At 42.0% G+C, this 3527-nt stretch carries 3 protein-coding genes and 1 pseudogene; all 4 read left to right on the forward strand.

All coding sequences use genetic code 11. The features are described from left to right. Nucleotides 1–874 precede the first annotated feature (874 nt). On the forward strand, nt 875–1297 hold the full coding sequence (locus A3729_RS12635) for a hypothetical protein (protein ID WP_068633967.1): 423 nt from the start codon (nt 875–877) through the stop codon (nt 1295–1297). Nucleotides 1298–1767: 470 nt separating this feature from the next. Continuing rightward, complete coding sequence (locus tag A3729_RS12640; protein WP_068633550.1) at nt 1768–2049, forward strand: hypothetical protein; 282 nt, start codon at nt 1768–1770, stop codon at nt 2047–2049. Nucleotides 2050–2608: 559 nt separating this feature from the next. Next, the gene (locus A3729_RS12645; protein WP_082880484.1) at nt 2609–3220 is read left to right on the forward strand and encodes a hypothetical protein; all 612 of its coding nucleotides are present in this window, start codon (nt 2609–2611) and stop codon (nt 3218–3220) included. Between the two features lie 101 nt (nt 3221–3321). Beyond that, nucleotides 3322–3527, forward strand: a pseudogene (locus tag A3729_RS33950) (aldehyde-activating protein); the annotation flags it as partial.

Raw genomic sequence — 3527 nt, forward strand, 5'->3', positions numbered from 1 at the left:
GTTCTACTTGGGTGTTCTAAAACATCTAACCAGTTCATCAAACATCACTCCGGCCACAAAGAAACGTGGCCTGCGTTGGACGCACGATAGAGCCGTGCGCCGTTTATAAAAGCGTTAAATGTTTTTTTGCCTTTAGGGTTAAGGCTCAATATTCGCCAGGGAATGCTCGTTTCTTATCATGTATTCCTCCGTTTAAAGTTTTAGGGTAGGTGGCACGTTTTCCCACTGTTCCGCTCTGCTGTTTAAGCTTCTCAGGCACATTTGAATTTGTAGAGGCTTCGTCGGTGGTGTGTTCCTAGGGAATCCGGTAAAGTTGCCATCTAAGGTGTTTTTGTCTCTGGGCAAGCACTTAGGTTTTAACGTGGTGTTTGGTGTAGTTGGTCGTTCTAAAACATCTAACCAGTTCATCAAACATCACTCCGGCCACAAAAACACGTGGCCTGCGTTGGACGCACGATAGAGCCGTGCGCCGTTTATAAAAGCGTTAAATGTTTTTTTGCCTTAAAGGTTAAGGCTCAATATTCGGCAAGGAATGCACGTTTCTAATCTGGCATCTTTCCGTTTAAATTTTTAGGGTAGGTGGTACGGTTTCCAACTGTTCCGCTCCGCTGTTTAAGCTTCTCAGGTACATTTTAATTTGTAGAGGTTTCGTTGGTGGTGTGTTCCTAGGGAATCCGGTAAAGTCATCAACTCATATATTTTAGTCGCAGGCAGGTACTCAAGTTTCGCCTTCGGCTACACAACGTGGCGTTTGGGTTGTTGGGTGTATCAAAACATCTAACCAGTACATCAAAGATCGCCCAAACAAGTTTGGGCTGGACCGTCGCGACGCGCCGGCCCTTTATGTAAGCGTTAGATTTTTATAGGAGATAATATGGAAATTACACTATTGGTTTTGGCGGTAGTTGTTTGTGTAGCCGCTTTTTATTTTGGTAAGAAAGCTACTTTCGAATTCAATGAGCGTTGTGAACAGCAGTTCAATTTTCGGCCAATCAACCTTAAAAATATAGCAGTTTCTGCTTCACCGCTCATTATTGTTTTGTTGGGAGTCGGCTTTGATAATGGCCGGGGCAGCATTAATACAATTGCTTCAATTTTAATATCTGTGGCAATAATCGGTATTCTTTATAGGTATATAAAAACAAAAACATCGGCTTACATTGCAAGGGTGTCTATAGCTGTATTATTACTTTACGGTCTTGGTTTTGTGGCAATATTATTGTTATTGTTTTCTCTTTATATCGCAGATAGAAATAACGATGGCCGCTCAATTAACGAGAAAATGGGGCTGTTTTAATCTAACAAGTGTAGCCTGTCTCGCCCCAGCAAAAAGACGCTATGGCTGGACTTCGCTTCGCTCGGCCGCAGCTACAGGCGTTAAATGTTTTTTTTGCCTTAAAGGTTAAGGCTCAATATTCGGCAAGGAATGCACGTTTCTAATCTGGCATCTTTCCGTTTAAATTTTTAGGGTAGGTGGTACGGTTTCCAACTGTTCCGCTCTGCTGTTCAAGCTTCTCAGGCACATTTTTATTTGTAGAGGCTTCGTCGGTGGTGTGTTCCTAGGAAGTCCGGTAAAGTCGCCATCTATGGTGTTTTTGTCTCAAGGCAAGCACTTAGGTTTTAACGTGGTGTTTGGTTTAGTTGGGTGTTCTAAAACATCTAACCAGTTCATCAAACATCACTCCGGCCACAAAGAGACGTGGCCTGCGTTGGACGCACGATAGAGCCGTGCGCCGTTTATAAAAGCGTTATGTTCTCTAGGTGGTCATGGAAAAGGTCGAAATAGAAAACTGGAGCTGGACATTACTCCGCCACAACGAAAACTTTATTTTGTCAGTAGTTTGTGGCTCTGTTGGTATTTATACGGTCGAAGTAGTACTTAGTAAAGCCGAAATAGACCACTATAAGGCCAAAGGTGTTGCATTCATAAAACAGCTTGCGAGTAACATACGTAGTAATCCAGAATCATCAAAAAGCAAAAGCCTTGGTGCTTCGCCCATTGCTAAAGAATTGGAAATCGCACTCAATGAATGGAAATCTAGAAATTAAAAACATAACCAGCAGCACCAACGGACTCCGCAAAAGTCGCATCTTTTTTGTTCCAAAAAAGCAGCCACTTTCGCTCCTCCGTTGTGCTGGGCGTTAGTTGTTTTAATCCCCGAAGATTGAAGGGCTGAATGTATTGTTCTTTTCGTCACATTATTCGGCATTGAATAGGGGCATAATACCCCGTTCTATTTATGGCCACTTCGTTAGCAGCATTGTATTAGGTATCATCAGTATCATTCTCATCCTGATCAAGCGAGAGTAGAAGGCCAAACAAAAGATCAGAATTTTAAAATCGTTGTGATCGGGGAATGGATCGTTCTAAATAACTATCTAGGCAACCGTACAACTAACAAGGCCAAGCAACATCAACCACTTCGTGGTTTGGACAGCCTTGCAGCCGCGCTTTTTGTGCATGGCTTCGCCATTATGGCACAAAAATCACAACTACAAGTCTGCCGTTGTTGGCAGCGTTAGGCTTATTCATTAACCAGAAACCGGATTAAGTATGAAGACGATAGGAATTTTAATAGCATTAATAGTTCTTTCTGGATGTACTTCGTTGAAGAAGAATGGTGGAGGAATAGAAGAAACACTAATTGATTACCCCGCAATTGGCACTGAAACAACTGCTTTCGTTGGCGAGGAAATGCTCGCAAAAGGCAGCAAGAAAACTGTCAATGCAATATCTCTGAAGTATACAACCTCAGTAGGTTTGCTCGGCTCTTACACTTTTTCTCCTGGTATATACACCCAAGTCGGATACAGCGGGAACAAAGTATTTTACGCTCCAACGAACTATGGAATGGTCCAAAAAAGTACCTTAGCTGATCCCTATGGCGGTATGTATATTGATCATAACGAAAAGGAAATCTGCGGTGTTTCTGCGTTTGGTGGTACAGTTTGCTCAGATGCTGACTATGACATCACCAAACACACAAACAATGACATGTTATCTTTTCAGCAAACACTACTTTACTCTGGAAAAATCGGAAATAAAGTCAATATTAGCTATCGAGAGTTTTCTAATAATAAGGCTAGACCAGCCTTCTCAAATGATGTTGAGTACGATTTAAACGAGTCTAATGTAATAGGTTACAAGGGGGCGTTACTAGAAATCATTAATGCCACCAACCAAAGTATTAAATACAAAGTTCTTAAAAATTTCAGGTAGCCTAACAAATTGCTCAAGCATCGTTCCGGCCAAAAGACGGCCTCCACTGGACTCGCTAGCGCTCTCCGCTTAGCAAGGCGTTAAGTGTTCAAGGAGGAAACATGGTCAAAGCTACTTGTCATTGCGGTAATATCGTTATAACAGCAGACATGCTACTAGAATCAATTACCAGTTGTAATTGTTCAATGTGTTACCGGCTAGGTGCTCTTTGGGCTTATTACACAGTCGATCAAGTTGATATTAAAGTAAAATCAGAGGCTACTGTTTATTTGTGGGGTAGCAAAGTTCGCTCATATCATTCTTGCAC

It is taken from the genome of Oleiphilus sp. HI0043 (assembly GCF_001634935.1).